Annotated in this window: 2 protein-coding genes; both read right to left on the bottom strand. The window is 80.0% G+C overall.

Annotated elements, in window-relative coordinates:
- Positions 1-656 precede the first annotated feature (656 nt).
- Positions 657-1,325: a response regulator gene (locus IHE55_RS30260; RefSeq protein ID WP_197992628.1), complete on the bottom strand. Its 669-nt coding sequence runs from the start codon at positions 1,323-1,325 to the stop codon at positions 657-659.
- A 343-nt stretch (positions 1,326-1,668) separates the two neighbouring features.
- A complete protein-coding gene (locus IHE55_RS30255) occupies positions 1,669-4,254 on the bottom strand; it encodes a sensor histidine kinase (protein WP_307826640.1) in 2,586 nt (861 codons plus the stop codon).
- Between the last annotated feature and the right edge of the window lie 248 nt (positions 4,255-4,502).

Genomic DNA, 4,502 nt, shown 5'->3' with positions numbered 1-4,502 from the left:
GCGGATCCGGGGCCCGGGGTCGAGTCCGGTTCCGGGTACGCGGCGGCGCCGGACCCCAGGTTTCCGCCCCCCGCGGGACCCGGCACCACCCACCTCTCCGGCCGGCCCCGCTGAGCGGCTGAGCGGTACGGGCGCCCCCACGACGCCCCAGGGCCGGGGCGGGGGCGGCTCCGTCGGAGGATCCGGGCCGTGACCCGTACGGCGCCCCTTACGGGAGCCGTACCGGGGGTCGCCCCCTACGGGAGGGGCGTACCGGATCCGTTGCGGGGATGCCGCGCGGAGGGCCCCGGCCGTCCCTGACAGAGGCCCTGAGGGATCCCCTGCGGGGTCCCCGTACAGGAGACGGGCGCGGGGGTGGTCCGGCGGCGGCCGGGCGCCGCCCGGCGCCCTACGGAAACCGGTCAGCCGGTCCGCGCCGGCCGACCGCGAGATCCGGACACCGCGCCGGGTCGTCCCCATCGTGTAGGCGTGTACGGCAGCCGGTCGGGCGGGGCCCGGGCTACCCCGCCGGGCAGGACGGCACCCCACCGGGCGCGGCGGCACCCCACGGCCGGGGCGACACCCCACCGGGCGGGGCGGACCTCACCAAGTGGGGCGACATCCTCCTCGGGCGCGGCCGGCCGACCGGTGGCCGGGGCCGGCCCGCGGAGGGGCGGTCAGGCCGTGCCCGGGTCCGGCTCGGCGACCAGTCCGGCCTCGTGGGCCACGATCGCCGCCTGCACCCGGTTGCCCACCCCCAACCGGTCGAGCACCGCGCTGACATAGCCCTTGACCGTGCCCTCGACCAGGTGCAGCCGCCGCCCGATCTCGGCGTTCGACAGTCCGGCGCCCACCAGGGCGAGCACCTCGCGTTCGCGCGGGGTGAGGGCATCGGTCCGGGCGCGTGCCGCCGCACCCCGGGCGAGCCGCTCCCCGCCGAGCCGGGTGATGACGTACCGGGCCACCGCGGGTGACAGGAACGCTCCGCCGCCCGCGACCGCCCGTACCCCCGCGAGCAGTTCGTACGGGTCACCCGACTTGAGCAGGAAGCCGGTCGCGCCGCCGCCCAGCGCCCGGGCGACATAGGCGTCCTCGGAGAAGGTGGTGAGCATCGCCACCGCGGTCTCCGGCGCCACCCGCGCCAGCTCCTCGCAGGCGGCCAGCCCGTCCAGTCCCGGCATCCGGATGTCCAGCAGCGCGACGTCCGGCCGGTGCGCCCGTGCGGCCTCCACCGCCGCCCGCCCGTCGGCCGCCTCCGCCACCACCTCGATGCCCGGGTCGGCGGCGAGGATGGCCCGCACCCCGGCCCGCACCAACGCCTCGTCATCGGCGAGCAGCACCCGGATCGCGCCCCGGGAGCCCCCGTCGCCCCGGGCCCCGGCGACGTCACCGTCCGGGGCCGGGTGCCCGCCCGGGACGGGCACCGCGTCCGCCCGGGCCCCCGGCGCCGGTACCGGTCCCGGCGCCGGCCCGGCCCCCGGTGCCGGCCCGGTCCTCGGTGCCGGCCCGGTCTTCGGTGCCGTCTCCGGGCCGGTCCCCGCCGTCATGTGCACTTCCGCTCCTGTCGTCGTTCCGTCCATCGTGCCTGCCGGGCCTGCCCGGTCCACCGCCACCCGTGTCTCCGCTCCCGCTCCGCCGCCCGTCACGGCGTCCCCGCCCGGGCCCGTCCGGCACCCCTGCCCGCGCCCGTCACGGCGTCCCCGTCCGGGCCCGGTCCGCCCTCGGCGGCGCGCCCGCCCCGGGCACCAGGTCCTTGGCGACCAGCCTCCCGTCCCGGAAGCAGAGCCGGACGTGGTCCACGCTGACGAAGAGCTCGTCGTCGGCGCGGTAGTAGCGGCAGCGTGCCCCGGGCGGCGCGGCGGGGGCACGGTCGCGCGGCGGGTCGGGGGCGACCCGGTCCGGCAGCACCCGCTCCACCTCCGCGTAGGGCTGACCGATCCGGAGGGCCGCGTAGTCGCGGGGTTCGAGTACGGAGTGGGTGCGGGTGTAGGCGTACCAGCCCACCGCCGCCGCGACCACCACGGCGGCCAGGCCGCCGGCCACGGCGACCGACCGCACCAGCCGGCGCCGGGTGGCCCGGCGCACCCGGGCGAACTCCCGCACCGCACCGGCCCCCGGCTCCGGGCCGCCGTCGGCGGCACGGGGGTGCCCGGGTGCTCCGCCGGCCGGTTCCCCGCCGGCCCCGGCCCATCCGGCGGCGGTCTCCTCCCACGCCCGGGGCCAGGCATGCGGCGCGCCTCCGGGGTCCGCGGGCCCGGCGGCGTCCACCGGCCCGTGCGGCAGCCGCGCCACCACCTCGAACCCGCCGTCCCGGGGCCCCGCGAAGAAGTCCCCGCCCACCAGGGCCACCCGTTCCCGCAGGCCCAGCAGCCCGGTGCCCGGGCGGGCACCCGCCGGGCCGGCCGCCCCGGCGGGCCCGCCGGCCGCCACGTCACGCGAGGCCCTGGAACCGGCCCCGTCCGGTCCGGCGGGGCCGCCGGGGGCGCCGGCGGTCACGACCCGTACCACCGTCTCGGCCCGGCCGGAGCCGCCGGGCCCGGGGGCGGTCCGTTCCTCGACGGTCACGGTCACCTCGGCACCGGGCGCGTGCTTGGCGGCGTTGGTGAGGGACTCCTGGACGACCCGGTGGGCGGCGCGCTCCGCCATCGGCGCGAGCCCGGCCGTGCCGGCGTCGGGGCCAGCGCCGGCGGAGCCCGAGCCCGTGCCGGCGCCCGAGCCCGTGCCGGCAGGGCCGGCATGTCCCGCGGGACGGGTGGTGCCGGCGGTGCCGTGGACGGTGGTGGTACGTGGCGTGCCGGAGCCACGGGCCGTACCGGGAGCCGGTTCCGCTCCGGAAGCCGTGCCGCGAGCCGGTTCCGTCGCGGGGCCCGTGCCGGGAACCGGTTCCGTCGCGGCGGGCGGGCCGGCGGCGCGGTCCGGGGGCGTGCCGGGGGCACCGGTGGAGTGGTCGTCGTACGGGGCGGGTGGCGGCGCGGTACGCAGCAGCCGGACCGGGAGGCCGGAGTCGGCCGCCCGTTCCACCAGCGCCTCGATGCTCTCGCCGACCGGGGTCAGCGGGGCGGTGTCCGGCGCCGGCGCGGGACCCGTGCCGCCTTCCCGGACCGTCGGGCCGGCGGCCTCCCGGGCGGGTCCGGCGACCGGGGCGGCGGACGGTGCCGCGGTCGCGTCGCGCAGTACGCCGATGATCTCCCGCAGGCGTTCCGTCGCCTCCGCCGCCGCCACCCGCAGTTCCCGCGCGGCCGCCCGGTGTTCGGCACCCAGTCCCGGAGCGACCTGGAGCGCGCCCGCCCGCAGGGCGATGAGGCTGAGGTCGTGGCCGAGCGAGTCGTGCATGTCCTGGGCGATCCGGGCCCGTTCCCGCAGCCGTGCCCGGTCGGCGATGATCCACTGTTCCCGCTCCAGCTGGGCGGCGCGGCTCCAGCCGGCGGCCACCAGGGCGCGGTCCTGGCGGCGGTGGCGGCCGACGAGCCAGGGGAAGGCCGCGCCGAAGAGCAGCGTGGCGATGAGCACCAGCCAGGCGATCACCACGTCCACCGAGCCCAGTACGCCGACCGTCCCCACCGCCGCGATCGCGGTGAAGGCGAGCAGCGCCGACCGGGCGGTCGTCTCCCGGCGGCCCGCCAGGTAGCCGAGGACCGAGAGCGCCGGGAGGTAGGAGACCGTGAACAGGGCGGGGGCGGTGGCCAGGCTCAGCCCCGCGACGAGCAGCAGCGCCGGGGCCGGCCACCGCCGGGACAGTGCCACGGCGGCGGCGAGCAGCAGCAGCCCGCCCGCCGTCTGCCACCAGGACACCGGCACGCTCCGCGCCAGCCGGTCGCCGAGCAGCACCGGCCCGGCGAGCGCCAGCCACAGCAGCACGTCCCGGAGCGCCTCCGCGCGGGTCCACCGGACCGGGCGGAGGGCACCCTCACGGCGCGGCCGCCGGCCGAGGTGACGGCCGGAACCACCACGGTGGAGAAGGCCGGGGCGGCGGACCCGCCCGGCGGCGCCGGTGCCACCGGCCGTACCGGCGGCACCGGTACGGCGGCGGATGCGGCCGGGACGGGACCCGTTCGCCGTGCCCGCGGCCCCGCCGCGCTCCGGCACGTCCTCCGGCCCGCCCCGCGCGCCCGCTTCCTCCCGCGCGCCGGTCTCCTCCGGCGCGCCCGTCTCCTCCGGCAACCGCGCGCGCATCTCCTCCCGCGCCCGCGTGTCCTCCCGCACCCCCGGCTCCCGGGCCACCCGTGGGCGCCGGCGGTCGGGAAGCGGGAGGTGCACCGGTCCGAGTCGTCTCACCGGTCCGACGGTACAAGCGGCCGTCGTCCACCACCCCTGCCGAAAGTCAGGACCTGGCGGCCGGAGGCGACCGGGCCCCGGAGCCGGACACCCGGGCCCCGGACCCTGACCCTGACCCGGACCCCGGAGGCGGGCGCCCCGACCCCGAGGCGGACACCCCGACCCGACCCGAAGCCGGACACCCGGGCCCCGGACCCTGCTTCTGACCCGGAGCCGGACACCCCGACCTCGACCCTGAAGCCGGACCC

It is taken from the genome of Streptomyces pactum (assembly GCF_016031615.1).
GTDB lineage: Bacteria > Actinomycetota > Actinomycetes > Streptomycetales > Streptomycetaceae > Streptomyces > Streptomyces pactus.
The sequence above is the reverse complement of the archived record's forward strand: the minus strand, read 5'-3'. Positions and strand labels throughout refer to the sequence as shown.